Genomic DNA, 24,507 nt, shown 5'->3' on the forward strand with positions numbered 1-24,507 from the left:
TTGCTGTTCTTCCTCATGCGCACCGCAAACCGCGGTTGGATACTTAGGGAAGCAGGAGGCAAACCTTTACCCTCCCGGCCAGAATTGCCGGGGGTATCGAACCAGAATGCTTCCCTTCTTGGCGGCCCGCCGTGGGAGATGATCACCCTCCCCCGCGGCGGGCCCGCGATTGCTGCTCAGCTCAGACTCGATTAGACCGGGCGCGAACCGTTGCGGCGCCGTGCGAGCGTGCCCACCAGGCCCAGGCCGGCGAGCAGCATGGCCCAGGTGTCGGCTTCCGGAATGGCGCTGACTGTCAGTACGCCGTCGACCACCGAGGCGTTGCCGATCAGGGTTTGGAGGATGGCCCCCGTGTTGCGGTTGGTAGTGGGATCCTGCTCCAGCGCGTAGAGGCCCAAGGTGTCGCCGAGCAGCCCGGTGATGTTGAATGTCAGTGCGGGCCCCCACTTCTGGCCCAGCGCGACCTCGAACGAGGCGGCGTCTATCGGACCTTCCTTGAGGTGCAGCAGCGATTGCCCGGCGGAGGACTCGTCGAAACCGAGGTGGGCGCCGAGGTAGTTGAGGTAGTTGCTGATGGGACCCGTGCCGTTACGGAACTGCGCGTTGCGCGTGGCCTCTATGCCGGTGGGCAGGCCTGCCAGCGGACCGGTGGAGAGGTAGCTGATGGGATCGTTGTCGATGGAACCGGAGTTGGTGTCCCCGGCGACGACGGCCCAGCGGATATCGCCCACGTTGGGACCCGCGGCTGCAATGAAGTTGGTCCAATTCTGGTCGGCGGAGAGGTTGTAGGTGAAGCTCGGGAAGGCGCCGCCGGTATCGATGTCATCCTTGAGGAAGCCGGTATCCCAGACGTAGGTGTAGCCGCTCACGGACTCGTAGGCGCTGAATATCACCGAGCTGTTTCCCTGTTGGGAATGCACCACGGCGAAGGCGGAGCCCGAGACGGCCAGGGCGGCCGCGGCTGCGAGATATTTGATCTTGTTCAATTTCATTATGGATTTCCTCTTGATTTCAAGTTGAACGTAAATGCCCGAACTGCCTCGGCATCGTAGAAGAGTTTCGTTATAAATAAAAACGACATATTCGCATGGATCAATGAATCCATTTCATATGAAGCGGAGTTGCCGGCCGAATCCATGCCCATGATCGCTGGAAGAGCATACGGCATGGACAAACGGCTCCGCAAAGGACAAAAAATGGTAAAGATCACACTTTTTCTCATAAGATCGCGCCCTGTTTCTCTCGCGCCCGGCTGCGGCGGCGGAGGGGCGTGGCGGGCGCCGGATGCCGAATCCGCGCTTGCCATGGCGGGAAATTGCCTTACAATCTATGCGCCCGATTTGCGGGACGGCATGAAACGGGAAGAGGTGGGGAAGGAGCGAGGCATGGAAGTCCTGTCCAGGAAGGCGCAGCACGACGCCAACAAGCTGCGCAAGCGCATGCGCCGCCTCGTCGGCGCCGCGATCGCCGACTTCGGCATGATCGGGGCGGGCGACCGGGTGATGGTGTGCCTCTCGGGCGGCAAGGACAGCTATGCGCTGCTCGACATCCTGCGCAGCCTGCAGGCGCATTCGCCAATAGCGTTTGAACTGGTGGCGGTGAACCTGGACCAGAAGCAGCCCGGCTTTCCCGAGCACGTGCTGCCCGCCTACCTGGGCGGCATCGGTGTGCCGTACCGCATCGTCGAGCAGGACACCTACAGCGTGGTGAGGCGCGTCATTCCCGAAGGCCGCACCACCTGCAGCCTGTGCTCCCGGCTGCGCCGCGGGGTGCTGTACCGCGTGGCGGGGGAGTTGGGCGCGACCAGGATCGCGCTGGGGCACCATCGCGACGACATGCTGGAGACCCTGTTCCTCAACCTGTTCTACGGGGGCAAGATCAAGGCCATGCCGCCCAAGCTGGTGAGCGACGACGGTCGGCACATCGTCATCCGTCCCCTGGCCTACTGCAAGGAGAAGGACCTGGAGGCCTACGCGAGGATGGAGGACTTCCCCATCATTCCCTGCAACCTGTGCGGTTCGCAGCCGAACCTCAAGCGCCAGGAGGTGAAGGAGATGATGCGGCAGTGGGACCGGAAGTTTCCCGGCCGCCTGGAGACGATGTTCACCGCGCTGCAGAACGTGCAGCCCTCGCACCTGGCCGATGGCCGGCTGTACGACTTCCACGGGCTGAGCACGGGCGACGGCCCGGTTGCCGACGGAGACCGGGCGTTCGATCCGGAAACGTTCGAGCCCTCCATGGGAGAGCTTCTGCATCTGGATCGCGACTGAGCCCGGCCACTCCCCGATTACCACGGATTCCACGCATGTTCCTGACGAAACCGCCTGTTTCCTCCTGCTGCCGGGGCGTTGCCCCTGTTTTCGTTCTCGTGCTGATGCTGGCGTCGATGATGGCGCCGCTGCATGCCGCCCTCCCGTTCGACGACAAGGGCGGCGTGCCGTCGCTTGCGCCCCTGCTGCGGGACGTGACGCCGGCCGTGGTGAACATTTCGGTGCAGACGCGCTCCGCCATCGAGGACAATCCGCTGTTCCGCGACCCGTTCTTCCGGCGCTTCTTCGAGCTGCCGGACCAGGCGGCCCGCCCCGAGCGCAGCGTCGGCTCCGGCGTGATCGTGGATGCGGCCAAGGGGTACGTCGTCACCAATTTCCACGTGATCAAGGACGCGCAGCAGGTGCTGGTCACGCTCAAGGACAGGCGCCAGTTCCAGGCGCGGCTGGTGGGCACCGATCCCGGTACCGACCTCGCGCTGCTGCAGATCGAGGCGCAGAAGCTGCAGGCGCTGCGCCTGGGGGATTCCGACCTGCTCAACGTGGGGGATTTCGTCATCGCCATCGGCAATCCGTTCGGGCTGGGGCAGACCGTCACTTCGGGCATCGTCAGCGCGCTGGGACGCAGCGGCCTCGACATGGACGGCTATGAGGATTTCATCCAGACCGACGCCTCCATCAACCCCGGCAACTCGGGCGGGGCGTTGGTGAGCCTCAAGGGGGAGCTGATCGGGATCAATACCGCCATCATCGGGCCCTCCGGCGCCAACGTCGGCATCGGCTTCGCGGTGCCGAGCGTGATGGTGAAGGCGGTGCTGGAGCAGATCGTGCGCTACGGCGAGGTGCGCCGCGGCAGGCTGGGCGCGAGCGGCGAGGACATCACCCACGAGCTCGCGCTGTCGCTGGGGCTGGCCTCTACCGACGGGGCCATCATCAGCGCGGTGGAGGCGGGCTCGCCCGCGGACAAGGCGGGCCTGCGGCCGCGCGACGTGGTGACGGCCATCAACGGCCGCACGGTGCGCAGCGCCGCCGACCTGCGCAACAAAGTGGGGATGGTGCCGATCGGGGAGACCCTGGAACTGCGGGTGATCCGCGGCGGCAAGTCCTTGGTCGCCAGGGTCAGGATCGCCAAGCCGCTGGAGGAGGCGGCCACCGGGGCGGCGGAGACGGTGCCGCAGCTCGCCGGCGCCACCGTGGCCAACCTCAAGCCCGGCCGCGGCCGGGTGGAGGGCGTGGTGGTGACCCAGGTGGAGCCCAACAGCCCCGCATGGCTGCACGGCCTGCGGCCGGGGGACATCATCGTCGGCGCCAACCGCCGCAAGGTGCGCACCGTCCCGGAACTGCTCGCGATCCTGAGGGCGGGCGCGGATGTGCTCGTGCTCAATCTGCTGCGCGGAGACTTCAGGCTGACCCTCGTCATCCGCTGACGGACGCGGACGCGGACGCGGACGCGGGGACGCGGCGGCGCCGGCGAGAGCGGTTCACGGTATAATCCTCCGCTTTATGGCGAAGCCGGGCGATGCAGGAAAAATACCAGCCACAGCGGATCGAGCAGGAAGCCCAGCGGCACTGGGAGGCGAGCGCCGCCTTCGAGGCGAGGGAGGCGGAGGGCAGGCCCAAGTACTACTGCCTGTCGATGTTTCCCTATCCATCCGGCAAGCTGCACATGGGCCACGTGCGCAACTACACCATCGGCGACGTGCTGTCGCGCTATCGCCGCATGCAGGGCTACAACGTGCTGCAGCCCATGGGGTGGGACGCCTTCGGCCTGCCGGCGGAGAACGCGGCGATGCAGAACGGCGTGCCGCCGGCGCGCTGGACCTACGACAATATCGCCTACATGCGCCGGCAGCTGCAGCGGCTGGGGTTCGCCATCGACTGGGGCCGCGAGTTCGCCACCTGCGCGCCGGAGTACTACCGCTGGAACCAGTGGCTGTTCCTGCGCATGCTGGAACGGGGGCTCGCGTACCGGAAGACGGGCACCGTCAACTGGGATCCGGTCGACCGGACGGTGCTCGCCAACGAGCAGGTCGTGGACGGGCGCGGCTGGCGCACCGGGGCGCTGGTGGAAAAGCGCGAAATCCCCATGTACTACATGAAGATCACCGCCTACGCCGACGAGCTGCTGGAGACGCTCGACGCCCTGCCGGGCTGGCCGGAGCGGGTCAGGGCGATGCAGGCCAACTGGATCGGCAGGAGCTTCGGCGTCGACGTCGTCTTTCCCGCCGATCCCGGCTCGGGCATGCCGCAGGCGCTCAAGGTGTTCACCACGCGGGCCGACACCCTGCTGGGCGTGACCTACGTCGCGGTGGCGGCAGAGCATCCGGTCGCGCTGCACGCGGCCCGGGGAAATCCGGCGCTGGCGGCTTTCGTGGACGAATGCCGGCATGGGGCGACCATGGAGGCGGAGCTTGCCACGCAGGAGAAGAAGGGCATGGACACCGGCCTGCGCGTGCTGCATCCGCTGACGGGGGCCGCGCTGCCGGTGTGGGTCGCCAACTACGTGCTGATGGGGTATGGCGAGGGCGCGGTCATGGCCGTGCCGGCCCACGACGAGCGCGACTTCGAGTTCGCGGCGCGCCATGGGCTGCCGGTCAGACCGGTGGTGCGGCCGCCGGAGGGGGCGCTGGCGCTTCCGCTGGCGCGGGCGTACGTCGAGCCGGGGGTGACCTTCGATTCGGGCGAGTTTTCCGGGCTGGCGTCCGCGGCGGCGGTGGACGCCATCGCGGCGGCGCTGCAGGGGAAAGGGCTGGGGGAGAAGCGCGTGCGCTACCGCCTGCGCGACTGGGGCATCTCGCGCCAGCGCTACTGGGGCTGTCCCATTCCCCTGGTCTACTGCGAGGACTGCGGGGTGGTGCCGGTGCCGGACGACCAGCTGCCGGTGGTGCTGCCGGAAGACCTGGTGCCGGACGGTTCCGGCAATCCCCTGGCGAAGACGCCTTCCTTCCACGCCTGCGCCTGCCCCCGCTGCGGCGGTCCGGCGCGGCGGGAGACGGACACCATGGACACGTTCGTGGACTCGTCCTGGTACTACATCCGCTACGTCTGCGCGGGAAGCGGCGGGAATGCGATGACCGACGCGCGCGCGGACTACTGGCTGCCGGTGGACCAGTACATCGGCGGCATCGAGCATGCCATCCTGCATCTGCTCTACTCCCGCTTCTGGAGCAAGGTCATGCGCGACCTCGGACTGGTCCGGTTCGACGAGCCGTTCACCAGCCTGCTGACGCAGGGCATGGTGCTGAACGAGATCCTGTTCCGGAAGACCGAGACCGGGCGCACCGTCTATTTCAATCCGGCCGAGGTCGAATTCGAGACCGACGAGCACGGCCGGCGCACCGGGACGCGGCTGCGGGCGGACGGGCTGCCGGTGGAGTCCGGCGGCATCGGCACGATGTCCAAGTCGCGCAACAACGGTGTCGATCCCCAGGAGCTGATGGAGCAGTACGGCGCCGATACCGCGCGCCTGTTCATGATGTTCGCCAGTCCGCCGGAGCAGACGCTGGAGTGGACCGACGCCGGGATGGAAGGCGCATTCCGCTTCCTGAAGCGGTTGTGGAAACAGGTGCACCAGCATCTGCAGCAGCAGGCGCTCCCGGCGGACGCGGCGCGCGGGGACGCCGGCGCGCTTGAATCTCGAGAGGAACTGAAGGCCCTCCGGTTCCAGCTGCACCAGACCATCGCCAAGGTCGGCGACGACTTCGGCAGGCGGCACACCTTCAATACCGCCATCGCGGCGGTGATGGAGCTGATGAACGCGCTCGGACGGCTGGAGGACGACGACGCGGCGGCGCGCGCACTGATGCAGGAGGCGCTGGAGAATGTGGTGCTGCTGCTGTCGCCCGTGGTGCCGCACATCTGTCACGCGCTGTGGCGCGAACTCAGGCCGGGTACCGAGATTCTCGACCAGGCGTGGCCGCAGGCCGACGCTGCCGCCCTGGTGCAGGACGAGATCGAGCTGGTGGTGCAGGTCAACGGCAAGCTGCGCGGCCAGATCCGCGTCGCCAGCGATGCGGCGCGCGAGGCGGTCGAGCGCGCCGCGCTGGAGGACGGCCAGGTGCGGAAGTTCATCGGCGACCGGCCGGTGAGGAAGGTGGTGTGGGTGCCGGGCCGGCTGGTGAATATCGTTGTATAGTCACGATATCCAAAATTTGCGGGACAGGAAGCAGGCGCATGGGATATGACGGGAATCAGGCTGCTGCACGGTGACTGCCGGGACGAGCTGCGGAAGCTCGCCGACGCCTCGGTGGATCTGATCGTGACCTCTCCGCCGTACGCGGATCAGCGCAGGCGCACCTACGGGGGCGTGCCGCCGGACGAATACGTGGCGTGGTTCCAGCCGGTCTCCATCGAGCTGCTGCGGGTGCTCAAGCCCGGCGGCACGTTCATGCTCAACATCAAGGAGCGGGTGGTGAGCGGCGAGCGGCATACCTATGTGCTGGAATTGATCATGGCGATGCGGGCCCAGGGCTGGCTGTGGACGGAGGAGTTCGTCTGGCACAAGAAAAACTGCTATCCGGGGAAATGGCCGAACCGTTTCCGGGACGCCTGGGAGCGTCTGCTCCAGTTCAACAAGCACAGGAAGTTCAAGATGTTCCAGCAAGAAGTCATGGTCGATACTGGCGCCTGGGCAAAGACACGCCTGCGCAACCTGAGCGCAACCGACAGGCTGCGGGACGAATCGCGCGTCGGCAGCGGTTTCGGCAAGAAGATCGAAAACTGGCTGAGCCGCGACAAGGTCTATCCGACCAATGTGCTCCATCTTGCGACCGAGTGTGCCAATCGCGACCATAGTGCAGCCTTTCCGGAAGCGCTGCCGGAATGGTTCATCCGGCTGTTCACGGAACCGGGCGACGTGGTGCTCGATCCGTTCATGGGATCAGGCACCACGCTGCGCGTGGCGCAGCGGCTGCAGCGCGATGCCATCGGCATCGAAATTCACCGGGACTACGTGGATCGCGTCCGTGCCGGGTTGATGAAGCCTGAACGCCCGCTGAGGCCGCTGCAGGAGCGGGGTGGGCGTGCCGATTGCCCGCGGACCGATCCCGTCGTCACGGGACGCGCATCCTTCTTCGCATGAAGAGGCCGTCATGAACATCTCTCTACTGGAATTCGTGCAGCATTTCTGCGACGATGAAGCGACCAATTGGCTACGATTGGTCGAATTCGACTCCGCCATGGGAGGAACGATCGAGTGAACCCCGTATTCCGCGAGATCCTGGTTGCCTTGCTGGCGCTGACCCTGGCCGCGTGCGGCTTCCAGTTGCGCGGGCAGGCTTCCCTGCCGTTCGAGACGATCTACATCTCCTTTCCCGTGGGTCATCCGATCGGCATAGATCTCCGCCGGCTCGTCCAGGCCGGCACCACCACGCGCGTGGTCGAGAAGGCGAAGGACGCGCAGGCCACGCTGGACATCCTCAGCGTGGCGAACGACCGGCAGATCATGTCGGTGTCGGAAGGCGGGCGGGTGCGGGAATTCGAGTTGCGCTACCGCGTCACGTTCCGCCTCTACGATGCGCGCGGCACGGACCTGATTCCCGCCAACGAGATTTCGCTGCGGCGCATCATTCCGTACACCGACGCGCAGGCGGTGGCGAAGGAAGGAGAGGAGGCGATGCTCGTCAGGGAAATGCAGAGCGATGCGGCGGAGCAGATCCTGCGGCGGCTGGAAGCGGTCAAGCTCGCCGCCGCGGCGCGGTAGCGGGCCGCGGCCGGTCCCGCCGCCATGCGCATCGGTTCCGAGCAGCTGCCCCGGCATCTCCAGGGCCGGCTCGCTTCCCTCTACACGGTGTGCGGCGACGAATTGCTGGCGATCGAGGCCGCCGACCAGATTCGCGCGCGCGCGCGGGACAGCGGCCATGCCGAGCGCCAGGTCGTGGCGATCGATCCCCATTTCGACTGGAGTCAGCTGCTGCACCGGGCCAACAGCCTTTCGCTGTTCGGAGAACGACGTATAATGGATGTGCGCATTCCCTCCGGCAAGCCGGGAACCCAGGGGGGCGCGGCCATCGAGGCCTACTGCCGGTCGCTGCCGCCCGACACCGTCACGCTCGTCACCCTGCCCAGGATGGACAAGCCCGGCATGGCGACCCGATGGTTCCAGGCACTCGACCACGCCGGCGTCGTGGTTCAGGCGTTTCCGGTGGAGCGCGCCCGCCTGCCCGAATGGATCGGCCGGCGGCTGCAAGCCCAGGGACAGGATGCCGCGCCGGAGACGCTGCGGTTCCTTGCCGATCGGGTGGAGGGCAATCTGCTCGCAGCCCACCAGGAACTGCAGAAACTCGCGCTGCTTCACCCCGCCGGCATGCTGTCCTTCGAACAGGTGAAGGACGCGGTGCTGGACGTGGCGCGCTACGATGCCTATCAACTGTCGAACGCGCTGGTGGCGGGGGATGTGGTGCGCTATGCCCGCGTCCTGGAAGGCCTGCGTGGCGAAGGCACCGCGCTGCCGCTCATCGTCGGCGTTCTCGCAGGGCAGATACGGGCGCTGCTTGCCGTCCGGCGGGGACGGGACGCGGGCAGGCCGCTGGCGCAGTTGATGAACCAGGCCAGGATATGGGGAAGCCAGCAGAAGCTCGTGGAAGAGGCGGTGGGTCGCCTGGGGACGAAACAGCTCATCCGTGCTCTGCGGCAGGCCGCGAGGATAGACCGGATCGGCAAGGGTGTCGCGGCGGGCGATGCGTGGGACGAGCTGCTGCAGCTGGGGGTGCGCCTCGCGCGGGGGACGGCGCGGGGCGCACCCCCCGGAGGGAGATGATATGGATATCATGGATGTGAGAACCTACATGCATGCGGTCGGCCGCGAGGCGCGCAGCGCGTCGCGATGGGTTGCCCGCTCCGATACCGCCACCCGCGATCGCGCGCTCGCGGCGACGGCCGCAGCCATCCGGCGCGACGCACAGCTGCTCCTGGCGGCGAATGCGCGCGATGTGGAGGCCGCACGGGCGGCCGGGCTGGAGGCGGCCATGGTGGACCGCCTGACGCTCACGCCGAAGGCCGTCGACGCCATGGCCGAGGGGCTGGTGCAGATCGCTGCCCTGCCGGATCCGGTGGGGGAGATCAGCGACCTGAGCTTTCGTCCGACCGGCATACAGGTCGGCAGGATGCGCGTGCCGCTGGGGGTGATCGGCATCATCTACGAGGCGCGTCCCAACGTGACGGCGGACGCCGCGGGCCTGTGCCTCAAGTCGGGCAACGCCGCCATCCTGCGCGGCGGGTCGGAGGCGATCCACAGCAACCAGGCCATCGCGGCGTGCGTGAAGGAGGGGCTGCGCGCCGCAGGGCTGCCCGAGACCGCGATCCAGGTGGTCGAGATCACCGATCGCGCGGCGGTGGGGGAGCTCGTCACCATGCAGGCGTTCGTCGACGTGATCGTGCCGCGCGGCGGCAAGGGACTGATCGAGCGCATCTCCGCCGAAGCGTGCGTGCCGGTCATCAAGCACCTGAACGGCGTCTGCCACGTCTACATCGACGCGGGCGCCGATCCCGGCAAGGCGATACGGGTGGCCGACAACGCCAAGACGCAGCGCTACGGTACCTGCAACACCATGGAGACGCTGCTGGTGCACGAGGCCGTCGCCCGGGAGATACTGCCGCCCCTGTGCCGCATCTATCTCGGCAAGGGGGTCGAGCTGCGGGGGGACGCCGCGGCGCGCGCCATCGTCGCGCAGATGGGCGAGGCGACGGAGGAGGACTGGCACGCCGAGTATCTGGCGCCGATCCTGAGCGTGCGGGTGGTGAGCGGGCTGGACCAGGCCATCGAGCACATCGCCGCCTATGGTTCGCAGCACACCGACGCGATCGTCACGGAGGACTACGGCCGTGCCCGCCGCTTCCTGCGCGAGGTCGACTCCAGCTCGGTGATGGTCAACGCCTCCACCCGCTTCGCCGACGGATTCGAGTACGGTCTCGGCGCGGAGATCGGCATCTCCACCGACAAGCTGCACGCGCGCGGCCCCGTGGGCCTGGAGGGCCTTACCAGCCAGAAGTTCATCGTGCTGGGGGATGGGCACGTGCGGACCTGAGGTCCCGTGCTGCGGGCAGGCGTATCGCGCATGATTTCATTCATCCCCATCATGGAGCATCCATGGGCAATCTGACGGAAGTACGCGTTCCCGACATCGGCGACTTCAGCGACGTGCCGGTCATCGAGCTGCTGGTCAAGCCGGGCGACGCGGTGGAGCAGGAAACCTCCCTGATCACGCTGGAGACCGACAAGGCGACGATGGAGATCCCTTCGCCTCACGCCGGCGTGGTGCAGGCGCTCAAGGTCGCGGTTGGCGACAAGGTTTCGGCGGGTACGCCGATCCTGGTGCTGGAGACGGCGCAGCAGGGAGCCCCGGAGGATGCCGGCGCAGGCAAGGCGGCGGCGCCGTCTCCCGCCGCGGACGGGAGAGGGGAAGCCGGGGCCGCTCCCGCGCCCGGCACGGGATCCGCGCCCGACGACGGCGGAAGCGGGCCGGTTCCCCGGACGCCTCCTCCCGCCGCCGAGATCCCCCGGGGCGATTTCCACGCCGACGTCGTGGTGCTGGGCGCGGGTCCCGGCGGCTATACCGCCGCTTTCCGCGCGGCGGATCTGGGCAGGAAGGTGGTGCTGATCGAGCGCTACCCCACGCTCGGCGGAGTGTGCCTCAACGTGGGCTGCATTCCGTCGAAGGCGCTCCTGCACGTGGCAAAGGTGGTGACGGAGGCGGAGGAGGCATCACGCCAGGGCATCGCCTTCGGCAAGCCGGACATCGCGCTGGACAAGCTGCGCACATGGAAGGAATCCGTCGTCGGCAAACTCACCAAGGGATTGTCCGGGCTTGCCAAGCAGCGCAAGGTGCGGGTGGTGCAGGGAACGGGCCGCTTCGCGTCGCCCCACCTGATTGAGGTGGAGACGGCGGACGGGACGAAGACCGTCTCCTTCGAGCACTGCATCATCGCCGCCGGTTCGAGCGTGGCGCGCATCCCCGGTTTTCCCTACGAGGATCCGCGCCTCATGGATTCGACCGGCGCGCTGAAGCTGGAAGACATTCCCGGACGCCTGCTGGTCATCGGCGGGGGGATCATCGGCCTGGAGATGGCGACGGTCTACGATGCCCTGGGCAGCCGGGTGAGCGTGGTGGAACTCATGGACCAGCTGATCCCGGGCGCGGACGCGGATCTGGTGAAGCCGTTGCACCGGCGCATACAGAAACGCTACGAGGCGATCCATCTGAAGACGCGGGTCACGCGCATCGACGCGCAGGAGAATGGGCTGAAGGTGACTTTCGCCGCGGCTTCCGGCGAGGGAGACGCAGCCGCGCCCGCGCCGCAGGTATACGATCGCATCCTGCTGGCGGTCGGGCGCCGCCCCAACGGCCGCGACATCGGCGCGGAGCGGGCCGGGGTCGAGGTGGACGCGCGCGGCTACATTCCGGTCAGCCGGCAGATGCGTACCAATGTGCCGCACATCTTCGCCATCGGCGACGTCTGCGGCGAGCCCATGCTGGCGCACAAGGCATCCCACGAGGGCAAGCTTGCCGCCGAGATCATCGCGCGCGCCGCTCCGGCGGGGCAGGAAGCGGCGTTCGACGCGCGTGCCATTCCCTCGGTGGCCTACACCGATCCGGAGATCGCCTGGATGGGGTTGACCGAGACCGAGGCCGCCAGGCAGGGCATCGAGTACGAGAAGGCGGTATTCCCGTGGGCGGCGAGCGGCCGCGCCATCGCCATGGCGCGCGAGGAAGGCGTCACCAAGCTGCTGCTGGACGGAAAGACGCGCCGCATTCTGGGCGCCGGCATGGTGGGCGTGAATGCGGGCGAACTGATCGCGGAGACGGTGCTGGGGCTGGAAACGGGAGTGGACATGGAGGACATCGGCCTCACCATCCATCCGCACCCGACGCTGTCGGAGACGATCGTGTTCGCCGCCGAGATCGCGGAAGGGTCGATCACCGACCTCTATCTGCCGAAGAAGTAACGCAGGACATCGACATGCACGCCATCGGCTACCGTATCCCGCTGCCCATCGAGGAGCCGCAGTCCCTGGTCGACATCGAATTGCCGCAGCCCGCTGCCGAGGGGCGCGACCTTCTCGTCGCCGTCAAGGCCGTTTCGGTGAATCCCATCGATACCAAGGTACGGCGCAGCGTGGCGCCGGAGGCAGACCAATGGAAGGTGCTGGGGTGGGACGCGGCCGGTGTCGTCGTGGAAACGGGGCCGCAGGCCGGTCTGTTTCGGCCCGGCGACGAGGTGTACTACGCCGGGGCGCTGGCGCGGCCGGGTACCAACGCCGAGTTCCATCGGGTCGACGAGCGCATCGTCGGCCGCAAGCCGGCTACCCTGGGCTGGGCCGAGGCGGCGGCGCTGCCGCTGACCGCGATCACCGCCTGGGAGGCATTGTTCGACCGGCTCGACGTCGCGAACAGGATCGTTGCCGGGGCCGCGCCCGCGGTACTGATCGTCGGCGGCGCGGGCGGCGTCGGTTCCATCGCGATCCAGCTTGCCTGCAGGCTGACGCATCTCGCCGTGATCGCCACCGCCTCGCGCCCGGAAAGCCGGCAGTGGGCCCTCGATCTCGGCGCGCATCACGTGGTGGACCACGGCCTGCCGCTTGCGGACCAGGTGGCCGCGCTGGGTCTCGGTGCGCCTGCCTTCGTTTTCTGCACCACTCACACGCAGGTGCATGCGCCCGAAATCGCCCGGCTGATCGCCCCGCAGGGCTGCTTCGCACTCATCGACAGCCCCGTGCTGGACTTCAATCTCTTCAAGCAGAAAAGCGTCTCGATCCACTGGGAGCTCATGTTCACGCGCTCCATGTTCGAAACCGCGGACATGGGGGAGCAGGGGGCGCTGCTGAACAGGGTGGCGCAGCTCGTCGACGCGGGGCAGGTGCGAACGACGCTCTCGGAGACATTGGGATCCATCGATGCAGCCAACCTGAAGCGTGCCCATGAGCGGATCGAGGGCGGCCACACCCGGGGCAAGCTCGTGCTCGAGGGGTTCTGACAGGAAATGATGGGTTGCGCTGCGCTCCACCCATTCTACCCGGATCTGAATCAGGCGCCCTTGCGTTTGCCGGCCGCTGCCTCATCCTGGTAGCGGCGATAGAGATCCAGCACCTTGGGCACGTAGTGCCGGGTTTCCGCGAACGGCGGGATGCGGTAGCCATGCCTGACCACGCTGTTTTCCCCCGCGTTGTAACCCGCCAGCGCAAGGCTCAGGTTGCCGTCGAACATCTTCAGCAGGTCGCTCAGATAGCGCGCTCCGCCGTGCAGGTTCTGGACCGGATCGAGGCGATCGGTCACGCCGTATCGCTGCGCGGTCTCGGGCATGAGCTGCATCAGGCCCGCCGCGCCCTTCTTCGATACCGCGGCGGCGTCGTAGGCAGACTCGGCGGTCACCACGGCGTGTATCAGCGCGCTGTCCAGGGCATGGCGGCGGGCGACCGTGTCGATGATCGGGGCGTACCGGATCCGGGCGCCGGTTTCCAGCCTCCGGCCCGGCGTGCCGGTGCGGGACGGGCTGGTGACGCCGTCCGGGGTTTTCATGAAAGGCTTGTAACGTCGATCGGTGGGCACGTTGCTGAAGTGCGCCACGCCGTCATCGTCGGTGAACCAGTAGATGTCCGCGCGCGCGGATGACGCCAGGCCGCAGGCAAGCGCGGCGGTCAGGAGGAGGGCACGATGGAAGCCAGTCTGCATGGAAGCGGTCGACGGTGAGTCAGGGCGCAGCTGCCGTCCCGCTCCCGTAGCGGGTGGCAAAACCTGCAGGCGTCGGGTCAAGCCGCCGGCCTACGAATTGTACAGCGGGTCCGCGGCAATGGGATGGGGTCCATTTGTACCATTTCTTCTGTCCGGCGGCAAGGGATGCATGAGCCTTACGAAGGTCCCTCATCCGGATGGGCTGGACAGATGGTTGGCGATGGCGATGAACTGCGCCGTCGACAGGTTTTCGGCGCGCCAGCCTGGATCGATACCCAGCGCATCGTAGTCGCGAGGACCCAGGTGGGCGTGCAGCGTATTGCGCAGCGTCTTGCGCCGCTGCGAGAACGCGGCGGAGACGATGCTCGCCAGCAGCATCTCCCTGTCCGCATCGATGAGAGGCCGGGCCTGCGGCAGCAGGCGCACCACCGCTGACTCGACCTTGGGTGCGGGCCTGAAGCATTCCGGCGGCACGACGAAGAGCTGTTCCATGTCGAAGCGGTACTGCAGCATGACCGACAGCCGGCCGTAGTCCGGCGTGGAGGGCTCGGCCACCATGCGCGCCACCACTTCTCGCTGCAGCATGACGTGCAGGTCGCGCAGGGCGCCGGCGAACCGGGCGAGATGGAACAGGAGCGGCGTGGAAATGTTGTAGGGCAGGTTGCCTATCACCCGCAGTCGGGGCCCGAGCGTGGAGAAATCGAACAGCAGGGCGTCGACCGGATGGAGGGTCAGGCGTTCCGCCGGGAATGACTGCCGCAGGTGCGAGACCAGATCACGGTCGATCTCCACCGCGTGCAGGTGGCGCAGCGATCGCAGCAGGGGACGCGTCAGGGCGCCCGGGCCGGGTCCGATCTCCACCATGCGGTCGTCCTTGCAGGGGGCGATGGCGCGCACGATGTCCGCGATGACGTCCCGGTCGACCAGGAAATGCTGGCCGAAGCGCCGGCGGGGCGCATGCCGTGACCCGTCCGTTTCGGCGGCCGGCATTCCGGGGCGGATCATCCGGCGGGAATGCCCGTTTCGAGCCGTTGCTGGTTGCCGGCCAGCATCGCCGCCATCTCGACGGCGACGAGCAGGCTGCCGGGATCGGCCCGTCCGGTGGCTGCCAGTTCCAGGGCGGTGCCATGGTCCACTGAGGTGCGGATGATCGGCAGGCCCAGCGTGACGTTGACCCCCGCGCCGAAGCTCGCGTGCTTCAGTACCGGCAGTCCCTGGTCGTGGTACATGGCGAACACGCAGTCGTAGTCCTTGAGGCATGCGGGATGGAACACGGTATCGGCCGGGAGCGGGCCGGCCAGGACGAGGCCTTCGCCGCGCAGTGCTTCCAGTGCGGGAATGATGATGTCGATCTCCTCCCTGCCGAGATGACCCGACTCCCCCGCGTGGGGATTGAGGCCGGTCACGGCGATGCGGGGTGCGTCGAGGGCGAAGCGCGTCCTCAGATCGTGGTGGAGTATGCGCAGCTTCCGCATCAGCCTGTCGCGGGTGATGGCGCCGGCCACCTCCTTCAGCGGCAGATGCGTGGTGGCCAGTGCCACGCGCATGCCGCCGCCTGCCAGCATCATGACCGCCTCGCCACCGGTCAGCGCGGCGAGGTATTCCGTATGCCCGGTGAAGGCGATGCCCGCGTCGTTGATCACGCCCTTGTGCACCGGTGCGGTCACCATGGCGCCGCACTCCCGGCGTACGCACAGGTCGACGGCGCGCGCCAGGGTGTCGAGGACGTAGCCCGCATTGGCGGGATCGGGCCTGCCGGGGACGGCGGGGCTCGCCAGCGGGACGTGCAGGACGGACAGGCTGCCGGCACGATGCGTGGCGTACCCGTCGCTCTGCTCAGGGAGGAGGTCGATGTCCAGGGGGAGGCCCAGCAGCCGGGCGCGTTCCCGCAGCAGCCCGTGGTCGGCGATGACGACCAGCCGGCAGGGCAGGCTGTGCCGGGCGATCTGCACGCACAGGTCGGGGCCGATGCCGGCGGGCTCGCCCGTGGTGAGCGCCAGCACCGGGCAATCTGCGTTCATGCCGTGCCGGCTCCGGCCGCGTGCCGGGCGTGCGCCTGGGAGTCCGCCTCGCGGCGCAGCATCAGCCTTCCTCCAGCCGGTACTCGACGTAGGCCTGGTCGCGCAGGCGCTGCAGCCAGTCCTGGAAGGCGGTATCTGCCTTGCGCGCGCGGATCGCCTGGCGCGCCGTCTGGCGCCGCCGTTCCTTGGTGACGTCCTGGGAACGGCGTTCGATGACCTGGATCAGATGCCACCCGAACGGAGACTGCACCGGCGCGCTGATTTCGCCGTCGGCCAACGCGTTCATGGCATGCTCGAATTCCGGCACGGTGTCGCCGGGGGACAGCCAGCCCAGGTCGCCGCCCGACGACGCGCTTCCGTCCTCCGAGTGGAGTTTCGCCAGCTCCTCGAACCGGGCGCCATGCTCGAGACGTTCCTTCAGGTCGGCGATGCGGCGCCGGGCGTCGCTTTCCGAGATCAGTTCGCTGATCTTCACCAGGATGTGGCGGGCGTGGGTCTGCTCCACCATCGTCACCGCCTCGCCCTGGTTGCGCCGGTCGACCAGCTTGAGGATGTGGAATCCGTTGGGACTCTGGATGATGGGCGAGATGTGGCCGGGTTCCATGGGGGTGACGTACTCCGCGAATCGCTGGGTCAGCTGGCTGGCGGGACGCCAGTCCAGCAGCCCACCCTGCGCGGCGTCGTCGGCATCGGAAAACTCGCTGGCAACCTGCGCGAATTCCGTGCCTTCCCGCAGCAGGGCCAGGGCTTCCTCGGCGCGGCGCCGCATGACCTCGATCGTCGCGGCATCCGCCTGTTCCGGGACATCGACCAGGATATGGGCGATCCGGTATTCGAGATCGTCCGCCGAGGTGTTCGCCTGCGTGTGCAGGAAATTGTCCACTTCGCTTTCGGTGACGTTGATACGGTTGTTGACCTCGCGCTCCTTGAGCCGCACGAGGGTGATCTCGTCCCGGATTTCGTCGCGGAATTTCTTGAAGCTGATGCCATCCTGCGCCAGTGCATTGTAGAATTCCTGCAGCGACATCTTGTTTTCCTGGGCGATGCGGCGGACCGTCTGGTCGAGTTCGGCGTCGCTCACGGTCAGGCCGGTTTCCTTCGCCAGCTGCAGCTGGATGCGGTTGACGATCAGACGCTCCAGTATCTGCTTTTCCAGTTCCGGGTACGCGGGCATCTGCATGCCCTGCTTCTGTATCTGCCTGACCGCGACCTTCAGCATCTCGTCGAGTTCGTGGCGGGTGATGACGCTTTCGTTGACGACCGCGACGATACGGTCGATGGTCTGGATGCCGCGGGCGTGCGCGGGTTGCTGGGTGATGGCGATGCTTCCCATGAACAGGGTCAGCAGGATCGGCAGGCGTGACAGAGATCGTGCATCCATGTGAGTTGGTTCCAACCGGCGTCGGGTGGCTGTAGCGTAACCACGGCGGAGATGGAGGTCAAGTGATACGCCGTTACGGTCCTTCCACGGTGCCGCTTCCCTGGCTGCCGGTGCGGACGTATCCGGGAATGCTGCGTTGCAGCACCTGCAGCGGATTCGATCCGATCTGCATCAGGCCGTTCAGTTCGAGCTGCAGGAACGCGGCCGTGGTGGTCTTCTGGGTGGCCAGCGTCAAGTGCTGCACCACGAACCGCAGCGACCAGCAGCAGGCGTTGTACTCGATGCCCGCCAAGCCTTCCAGGATCCTTTGGTCCTGCAGCGAGTAGTTCAGGCGCGCCACCGTCTGCCACCGTTCCGACCATCGCCACTGCGACGAGGCGTCGACCTGGTGCAGCACGTCGCGCGTGAAGCGGTAGCCGAAGTTCAGGACCCTGCCCGGCTCGGGGCGGTAGCTCAGGCCGGAGCGCACCACGTCCGCGAGCAGCCGGGTCTGGTCGAACTGCACGCTGGTGTCGGTGCTGATCGTGGGCGTGATGAACCCCGAAATGGCGGCGATGATGTCCGGCCGCCTGATGATGGTGGAGGGCGCATCGAGCGTGATGCGGCGGTTTATAAAGCTCATCTGGTGTCCGATGGCGACCCGCAGGCGCTCTCTGCCGGTATCCGCGTCGATCAGGCGGGAGGTGAGGGCAAATGTCAGCTGGTTCGCGTCGTTGATGCGGTCGTTTCCGCTGAAGCGGTTCTCGGTCAGGATCTGGGCAAAGCTGAAGTCCGTCTTGGCGGAGTCGAAATTCGGCAGGGCGCTTTGATCCCGGAACGGTACGTATACGTAGAAGAGCCTCGGTTCGAGAGTCTGGGTGAAGCGTTCCCCGGCCAGTTCCATCTTCCGGTCGAACACCACGCTGCTGTCGAGGCTGAACAGCGGCAGGGTGCGGTTCGGGCTCATGTCCGGCAGCGTGACGGGTCCCGAACCCGGGGATTCCAGGTCATAGCGGGTGTGGTGCAGGCCGATCTTGGGGGTGATGTAGCCATATGCATTCCGCATCGGGTAGCTGGCCGTGGGGAAAAAGGTGATGCGCTGTCCGTTGATCAGGGTGGGATGGGTGAAATTGGTCCAGCTGCCGGTGAGGTTGAAATCCAGTCCGAGCACGTCGGCCTTGTTCGCCGTCAGCGTGAGCTGCGGCAGCCGCTTGTAGGGCGAGACGATCGGGTTGCGCGGATCCTGGATGGTCTGGAACTGCTGCACCAGGGATGTGACGTTCAGGGTGCCGTTTTCTCCCAGGTTGCGGTTGTACGCCAGCAATCCCTGCTGCAGCAGGTTGGTCCGGGAGGTCAGATTCATCGTGTTGCCGAAGTCGCGGAAGTAGGTGTCGTCGGATACCCGGTTGTAGTCCAGCCGGCTGTACCAGTGCTGCCCGAAGGTCTGGTTGTGCCCGAAGGAGACGCGGTAGCGGGTGTCCTTGGTGTCGATGTCGGTCGGCAGTACCTCCCCCAGAAGATTGCCGTTCCAGGTGGTGCCCAGGTAGCGGAATTCGCTGTTGAGCGCAACCCCCCGCTGCGACATCGCCCGCGCGGAAAGGGTCGCATCCATGTTGGGGGCGATATTCCAGTAGAACGGTACCGTGAGGTCCACCCCCGTCCGGACGTTGTACCCGTAGAGGGGGGCGAGGAGCCCGGTCTTGCGCTGTCCGCTGAACGAGAAGTCCATCCACGGCGTATAGAGGATCGGCACGTCCTTGAACGTCAGCTTCACCTTGCGCGCGGTGCCCACCTTCTTCTCGTTGTCGATCTCGACGTCGTCGACGTTGAGATACCAGTCGTGGTCGCCTGCCGGACAGGTGGTGTAGGACGCCTGCCGCAGCCGGTAGCGGTCTTCGCCTTCGAACAGCAGCATGTTGGCCTTGCCGCGGCTGCCGGCATCCTTCAGGCGATAGCTGGGTTCGCTCAGCTGTCCGGTCTTGTCCACCAGATTGAACCGGAGTTGCGAACCCTCGAGTATGTCTCCGCGCTGCTCTACGCGCACCTTGCCCTGGGCTTCGGCCGTATTTTCATCCTGCCGGTAGGTCATGCGGTCCGCGGAGACGAACTGGTCTCCGCTGAAGAATTCCGCCTTGCCGATGGCATTGATTTCGTTCTCGGTATGACCTTCCAGGCGTTCCGCCGAGACGAATACGGGTCGCCCCGTTTTTCTCTCCGGCAGCGTGACGGCGTCGGCGATGAACCGGTCTTCCTCCGCGGCCGTGATGCGGGCCGGTGCGTCGTCGGGCGCCAGGGCGTCGCCCAGGCGCAGGCGGGTTTCGCCCCGGTGTTCCGAGTACCCCCGGATCTCCTCGGTACCGACGACGACGGAGGGATGGGGGTCGGGCGGCATCGTTGTGCCTGACAACGCCGGCCGGCCTGCGTCTTCCGGTGCGGCGGCGGCCGGTAGCCGGGATTCGTCCCGCACGTCGGTGCGCAGGCCGGTCCCGCTCTCCCGTTCGAGAGGTCCCGGTACGCGCTCGATTTCCGTCAGCGCGGGTGATTCCGGGCGAGGGGCATTCGTTGCACTCGAGGATGGTGTATAGTCATGCGGTGCGCCGATGGGTGGATTTTCGTGCAGACGGACGGTATCGGCGCGGCTTCCGTCGGGACGCAGCGCATCTTCGGATTCGGTGCGGTATTCGTGCTGGCCCCGTATCTGATCCGTATCGATGATGACGGCACCATTGCTCCCCGCGGCCGAGCGTTCCCGCGCGCCCGGGCTGTCCGTTGGCGGCACCTCGGCGTGTATCGGAGGCGCGAGGCAGGATGCACAGATCAACCAGCCCAGGGAGGCCGTGAAACGTGGCTTCATGTGCGAGTATTCATCCCGGTGCGGTATCTTGATACGGATGGGTAGCCATGCCCGAGGGATTCATGGGGCCCGTATCGAATACCTGATGGCTTGTCTTCCTGCTGAAAACAGGAGGCGATGGCAGGAGCCCGAACCGTGCTTTGCTACTTCGATCGGTGGCTGCGACGCGTGACCTCGTTGCACGGCTGGTGTCGATGTGGTTCCAGCAAAGGGCAAAGCCGTAAGTGTAGCAAAAAACAGGGGATGACTCCGGGTCTGCGCACGGCGGCGGCACAGTGCCCGAACGATTTCCACCGCGGCGGGGGCGGCGCCCGCTCATGTTCAGGAGTCCGGTCTTGCATATTCACATACTCGGTATCTGCGGAACGTTCATGGGCGGTGTCGCGACCATCGCGCGCGCCGCCGGCCATCAGGTGAGCGGCTGCGACACGGGCGTCTATCCGCCCATGAGCACGCAGCTGGAATCCCAGGGCATCGTCCTTACGCAGGGGTACGGTGCGGAACAGGTCGGCCTGGAACCCGATCTGTTCGTGGTCGGCAACGTGGTGTCCCGGGGAAATCCGCTCATGGAGGCCATACTCGAGCGTGGCCTTTCCTATACATCCGGTCCGCAGTGGCTGTCGGAGAATATCCTGCGGAACAGGTGGGTGCTGGCGGTCGCGGGAACCCACGGCAAGACCACCACCAGTTCGATGCTGGCATGGATACTCGAATACGCCGGCATGGAGCCGGGTTTCCTGATCGGGGGCGTTCCCCGCGACTTCGGCCTGTCGGCAAGGCTCGGCGGATCGCCATTTTTCGTCATCGAGGCGGATGAGTACGATACCGCCTTTTTCGACAAGCGTTCCAAGTTCGTCCATTTCTGTCCCAGAACCGCCATCCTCAACAATCTGGAATTCGATCATGCAGATATATTCGCCGATCTTGCAGCTATCGAACAACAATTTCATCATCTGGTACGCATCGTCCCGGGCAACGGTCTGCTGGTCAGCAATGGGCAGGAGGCCAGCTTGGAACGCGTGCTGAAGCAGGGATGCTGGACGCCAGTGGAACGGATCGGCATAGAGAGCGGCTGGCATGCACAGATGCAGTCCGACGGAAGCGTCGCCATCCTGCAGGGGGACAGGGTCGAGGGAAGGTTGCGCTGGGCGTTGCCGGGTGCATACAACCGCATGAACGCGCTCGCGGCCCTGGTTGCCGCACGCCATGCCGGCGTGCCGGTGGAGGTGGCGACCGCCGCGCTGGCGCGGTTCAGCGGCGTCAAGCGCCGCATGGAGATCCGCGGCTGCGTTCACGGCATCACGGTGTACGACGATTTTGCCCACCATCCCACCGCCATCCGCGCAACGATCGAGGGACTACGGGCCAGGGTCGGGGACGCACGCCTCATCGCCGTGCTGGAGCCACGCTCCAACACCATGAAGATGGGCGTGTGGCAGGACAGCCTCGGGACGAGCCTGGAAGCGGCCGATCGAGTGTTCTGCTATACGCCGGACCCGGGCTGGGACGTGGCGCGGGCGTTGGGCAGCCTGGGGACGCGCGCAGCCAGCCGCGACGATCTCGGTGCGCTCGTCGACGCCATCGTGGAGGAGGTGGCGCCCGGTGATCACGTGCTCGTCATGAGCAATGGTGGTTTCGGCGGCATCCACGAGAAACTGCTTGAAGCGATCGAGGGCGCGCCGGTATGTTGAAGGAGGCTGCACGCCGGGGAAGATGCGGCGTGGTTGCCGTCCGGGGCCGCGCGCTCCTCTGCGGCATGCTGCTGTGCCTGTCGATGGGCGTCTGGGGCGGTCCGCCTGCCGCAGAGCTTGCGGCGGCCGCGGGCAGAGGCGATGTGGAGCGCGTGCGCGCTCTGCTGTCAGGTTCGGCCGCCGGCGTGGAAGAGGCTGCTGCCGCACTGACGGCGGCCGCCGCGAACGGCTATGAGGAGGTGGTGCGGGTGCTGCTCGCCGCAGGCATCCCTGCGGATGCACGCTCGCGCGGTGGCGTCACCGCACTGATGCAGGGGGTGCGCCGGGGTCACAAGGACGTCGTGCAGGAATTGCTTGCTGCCGGGGCGGACGTGAATGCCCGCACGGACGAGGGCCTCACGGTGTTGATGCAGGCCGCGCAGGAAGGGCAGCGCCCCATCGTGCAGATATTGCTGGGGGCGGGAGCAGACGCCGGCGCTCGCCTGGGCAATGGCGCGACGGCGCTGATGCTGGCCGCGCAGATCGGCCACGCCGGCACGGTTGAGGCATTGCTGGACGGCAAGGCCGACGTGAACGCCCGGGCGGGGAACGGCATCACAGCGCTCATGCTGGCCGAAAGATATCGCCATCACGCCGTGACAAGGCTGCTCAAGGATGCCGGGGCCCGCTAGACCGCCGGGGTTGATCTCGCGGGAAATATGTTTCAGGCTATAATCTGACGGCTGGTATCTCTCTGAATCCATGCGCGTTATTCATGGCACTTACCGACCGCATCCGCGAAAAACCATCTCATGAACGTTTTTTACGAAGAGGAAGGTACTTTCAAGGTAGGCACCATCCTCGCCGATAACACGACGTCATTGCAAGTGGAGGCGCTTCATGGCAAGCGCGCGAAGATCAAGGCAGCTTCAATACTGCTGAGATTTGATACGCCGTCGTTGCCCGGATTCATGGATGCGGCACAGAAAATGGCGGATGATCTGGATCCGGGGTTTCTCTGGGAATGTTGCGAGAACGAAGCCGAATTCGCCAGTGACGCACTGGCCGCCGACTATTTCGGCCATGCTGCCAGCCCGGAGGAGGCTGCTGCCCTGCTGATCCGGCTGCACAGTGCGCCGATGTATTTCTACAAGAAGGGCCGGGGGCGTTACAAGGCAGCGCCATTGAAGGCGCTGGAAGCAGCCCTTGCAAGCCAGGAGAAAAAGCGCCAGCAGGCACAGCAGCAGGCGCGCTATGTCGAATTGCTGAGCAAATTCAGCCTGCCGGATGAGTTCGTGTCCATGGTGTCGGATCTGCTTTATCGGCCCGACAAGACCACCATCGAATGGAAGGCGCTCGATGCCGTTTGCGCCGGAACGCGGTTGAGCGTGCCCGGGTTGCTTGAAAAGTGCGGTGCCATACCGTCCACGCACGACTATCATCTCAACCGTTTCCTGCTGGAGCATTTCCCGGGCGGGACAGGGTTTGGCGAGCTCGACAGCGGCGCGGGAACTGGCGATCCGGCAGATCTGCCCTGCGCGGATGTGATCGCCTTCAGTATCGACGATACCACCACGACCGAAATCGACGATGCCTTTTCGGTGACGCCGCTGACCCTGGGAAGTTTTCGCATCGGTATCCATATCGCCGCGCCCACGCTGGGGATCGCTCCGGGATCGCATCTGGACGAGGTGGCGGCACAGCGTCTTTCCACCGTCTACATCCCCGGCAGGAAAATCACCATGCTGCCGGAGGGAGTGATCCAGCACTATACGCTGGGCGAGGATCGCCTGTGCCCGGCGCTCTCGCTGTACGTGGACGTCTCGGACGACTTCACCGTCGTTTCCACCCAGAGCCGTATCGAGCGCGTCAGGGTGTCCGCCAATCTCAGGCACGATACGCTGGAGGCGTACTTCAACGAATCCGCACTGGCGGCGGAACGTATCGACCACCCTTTCGGGGAGGCCCTCTTGGCGCTGTGGAAGTTTGCGTGCAGGATGGAGCAGGTTCGGGGCAAGGCCAACGATGGCAACAGCGAGAAGGTCGACTACAATTTCCGGGTCGAGGGGGAGCGCGTCATTATTACCGAGCGCCGGCGGGGATCGCCGATCGACAAGGTGGTATCGGAACTGATGATCTTCCTCAACACCGAGTGGGGCAGGCAGCTGGCCAACGGGGGAGTAGCCGGCATCTATCGCAATCAGGGGGGCGGCAAGGTCAGGATGAGCACCTCTCCCGCCCCGCACCAGGGATTGGGCGTCTCCCAGTATGCATGGAGCAGCTCGCCGATGCGCCGCTACGTGGATTTCGTCAACCAGCGGCAACTGGTGGCCCTGTTGCGGAAGGAGACGCCGACCTACAGCCGGGAGGGCGACGGGCTGCAGATCGCCATGCGGGACTTCGAGGAAGCTTACGAGATATACGGGGATTTCCAGAGGAGAATGGAACGCTACTGGTGCCTGCGCTGGCTGCAGCAGGAGCGCGTCAGTATCCTGGGCGCGCAGGTTCTCAGGGAAAATCTGGTCAAGCTGGATCACCTGCCCCTGGCCGTGCGCGTCACACCCCTGCCCGACATGGCGCCGGAAACCGCCATCGAGGTGGAGATCTCTCAGATCGACCTGCTGGAACTGGCCCTCCAGGTAAAATTCGTGCGCAAGCTGGACGCATAG

The 24,507-nt window shown here is 66.2% G+C and carries 19 protein-coding genes; 12 read left to right on the forward strand and 7 right to left on the reverse strand.

The window, feature by feature from the left end:
- Nucleotides 1–191: 191 nt before the first annotated feature.
- Both BT108_RS00760 and BT108_RS13390 read right to left on the reverse strand, forming a co-directional pair.
- Complete coding sequence (locus tag BT108_RS00760; RefSeq protein ID WP_072292635.1) at nt 192–992, reverse strand: PEP-CTERM sorting domain-containing protein; 801 nt, start codon at nt 990–992, stop codon at nt 192–194.
- Nucleotides 992–1,306, reverse strand: coding sequence for a hypothetical protein (locus BT108_RS13390; RefSeq protein WP_143142324.1), 315 nt, complete (start codon nt 1,304–1,306; stop codon nt 992–994). The genes BT108_RS00760 and BT108_RS13390 overlap by 1 nt, the downstream gene beginning before the upstream one ends.
- Nucleotides 1,307–1,385: 79 nt before the next feature.
- On the opposite strand from BT108_RS13390, the gene ttcA reads away from it, so the two are divergent.
- The 9 genes from ttcA to BT108_RS00805 all read left to right on the forward strand — a co-directional run bounded on the left by ttcA (nt 1,386) and on the right by BT108_RS00805 (nt 13,238).
- On the forward strand, nt 1,386–2,270 hold the full coding sequence (ttcA, locus tag BT108_RS00765; RefSeq protein WP_072292636.1) for a tRNA 2-thiocytidine(32) synthetase TtcA: 885 nt from the start codon (nt 1,386–1,388) through the stop codon (nt 2,268–2,270).
- A 35-nt stretch (nt 2,271–2,305) separates the two neighbouring features.
- Complete coding sequence (locus tag BT108_RS00770; protein ID WP_072292637.1) at nt 2,306–3,694, forward strand: Do family serine endopeptidase; 1,389 nt, start codon at nt 2,306–2,308, stop codon at nt 3,692–3,694.
- A 92-nt stretch (nt 3,695–3,786) separates the two neighbouring features.
- The gene (gene leuS, locus BT108_RS00775; RefSeq protein WP_072292638.1) at nt 3,787–6,402 is read left to right on the forward strand and encodes a leucine--tRNA ligase; all 2,616 of its coding nucleotides are present in this window, start codon (nt 3,787–3,789) and stop codon (nt 6,400–6,402) included.
- 45 nt (nt 6,403–6,447) lie between these two features.
- A complete protein-coding gene (locus BT108_RS00780; protein ID WP_083566074.1) occupies nt 6,448–7,347 on the forward strand; it encodes a DNA-methyltransferase in 900 nt (299 codons plus the stop codon).
- 114 nt (nt 7,348–7,461) lie between these two features.
- Nucleotides 7,462–7,968: an LPS-assembly lipoprotein LptE gene (gene lptE / locus BT108_RS00785; RefSeq protein ID WP_072292639.1), complete on the forward strand. Its 507-nt coding sequence runs from the start codon at nt 7,462–7,464 to the stop codon at nt 7,966–7,968.
- A 24-nt stretch (nt 7,969–7,992) separates the two neighbouring features.
- Nucleotides 7,993–9,024, forward strand: a complete 1,032-nt coding sequence (gene holA / locus BT108_RS00790) for a DNA polymerase III subunit delta (RefSeq protein ID WP_072292640.1) — start codon at nt 7,993–7,995, stop codon at nt 9,022–9,024.
- A gap of 1 nt (nt 9,025) precedes the next feature.
- Complete coding sequence (locus BT108_RS00795) at nt 9,026–10,291, forward strand: glutamate-5-semialdehyde dehydrogenase (RefSeq protein ID WP_072292641.1); 1,266 nt, start codon at nt 9,026–9,028, stop codon at nt 10,289–10,291.
- 62 nt (nt 10,292–10,353) lie between these two features.
- Nucleotides 10,354–12,210: a dihydrolipoyl dehydrogenase gene (gene lpdA, locus BT108_RS00800; RefSeq protein ID WP_072292642.1), complete on the forward strand. Its 1,857-nt coding sequence runs from the start codon at nt 10,354–10,356 to the stop codon at nt 12,208–12,210.
- A 14-nt stretch (nt 12,211–12,224) separates the two neighbouring features.
- A complete protein-coding gene (locus BT108_RS00805; RefSeq protein WP_072292643.1) occupies nt 12,225–13,238 on the forward strand; it encodes a zinc-binding alcohol dehydrogenase family protein in 1,014 nt (337 codons plus the stop codon).
- Nucleotides 13,239–13,288: 50 nt separating this feature from the next.
- On the opposite strand, the gene BT108_RS00810 is transcribed toward BT108_RS00805, so the two are convergent.
- The 5 genes from BT108_RS00810 to BT108_RS00830 all read right to left on the reverse strand — a co-directional run bounded on the left by BT108_RS00810 (nt 13,289) and on the right by BT108_RS00830 (nt 20,168).
- Complete coding sequence (locus tag BT108_RS00810) at nt 13,289–13,933, reverse strand: lytic transglycosylase domain-containing protein (protein ID WP_072292644.1); 645 nt, start codon at nt 13,931–13,933, stop codon at nt 13,289–13,291.
- Between the two features lie 189 nt (nt 13,934–14,122).
- Nucleotides 14,123–14,923 (reverse strand): 16S rRNA (adenine(1518)-N(6)/adenine(1519)-N(6))-dimethyltransferase RsmA, encoded by an 801-nt coding sequence (gene rsmA, locus BT108_RS00815; RefSeq protein WP_072292645.1) that lies wholly within the window; start codon nt 14,921–14,923, stop codon nt 14,123–14,125.
- Between the two features lie 11 nt (nt 14,924–14,934).
- On the reverse strand, nt 14,935–15,954 hold the full coding sequence (gene pdxA, locus BT108_RS00820; protein ID WP_072292646.1) for a 4-hydroxythreonine-4-phosphate dehydrogenase PdxA: 1,020 nt from the start codon (nt 15,952–15,954) through the stop codon (nt 14,935–14,937).
- A gap of 61 nt (nt 15,955–16,015) precedes the next feature.
- The gene (locus tag BT108_RS00825) at nt 16,016–17,335 is read right to left on the reverse strand and encodes a peptidylprolyl isomerase (RefSeq protein ID WP_072292647.1); all 1,320 of its coding nucleotides are present in this window, start codon (nt 17,333–17,335) and stop codon (nt 16,016–16,018) included.
- A 73-nt stretch (nt 17,336–17,408) separates the two neighbouring features.
- Entirely contained in the window at nt 17,409–20,168 is a 2,760-nt protein-coding gene (locus BT108_RS00830; RefSeq protein ID WP_072292648.1) for an LPS-assembly protein LptD, read from the reverse strand.
- Between the two features lie 335 nt (nt 20,169–20,503).
- On the opposite strand from BT108_RS00830, the gene mpl reads away from it, so the two are divergent.
- The 3 genes from mpl to BT108_RS00845 all read left to right on the forward strand — a co-directional run bounded on the left by mpl (nt 20,504) and on the right by BT108_RS00845 (nt 24,507).
- Nucleotides 20,504–21,859, forward strand: a complete 1,356-nt coding sequence (gene mpl, locus BT108_RS00835) for a UDP-N-acetylmuramate:L-alanyl-gamma-D-glutamyl-meso-diaminopimelate ligase (RefSeq protein WP_072292649.1) — start codon at nt 20,504–20,506, stop codon at nt 21,857–21,859.
- A 29-nt stretch (nt 21,860–21,888) separates the two neighbouring features.
- Nucleotides 21,889–22,530 carry an ankyrin repeat domain-containing protein gene (locus tag BT108_RS00840; protein ID WP_177257220.1) on the forward strand — a complete coding sequence of 214 codons (642 nt, stop codon included), beginning with the start codon at nt 21,889–21,891 and terminating at the stop codon, nt 22,528–22,530.
- A gap of 120 nt (nt 22,531–22,650) precedes the next feature.
- Nucleotides 22,651–24,507, forward strand: a complete 1,857-nt coding sequence (locus BT108_RS00845) for a ribonuclease catalytic domain-containing protein (protein WP_072292650.1) — start codon at nt 22,651–22,653, stop codon at nt 24,505–24,507.

The sequence above is a fragment of the Nitrosovibrio sp. Nv17 genome (genome assembly GCF_900119085.1).
Taxonomy (GTDB): Bacteria; Pseudomonadota; Gammaproteobacteria; order Burkholderiales; family Nitrosomonadaceae; genus Nitrosospira.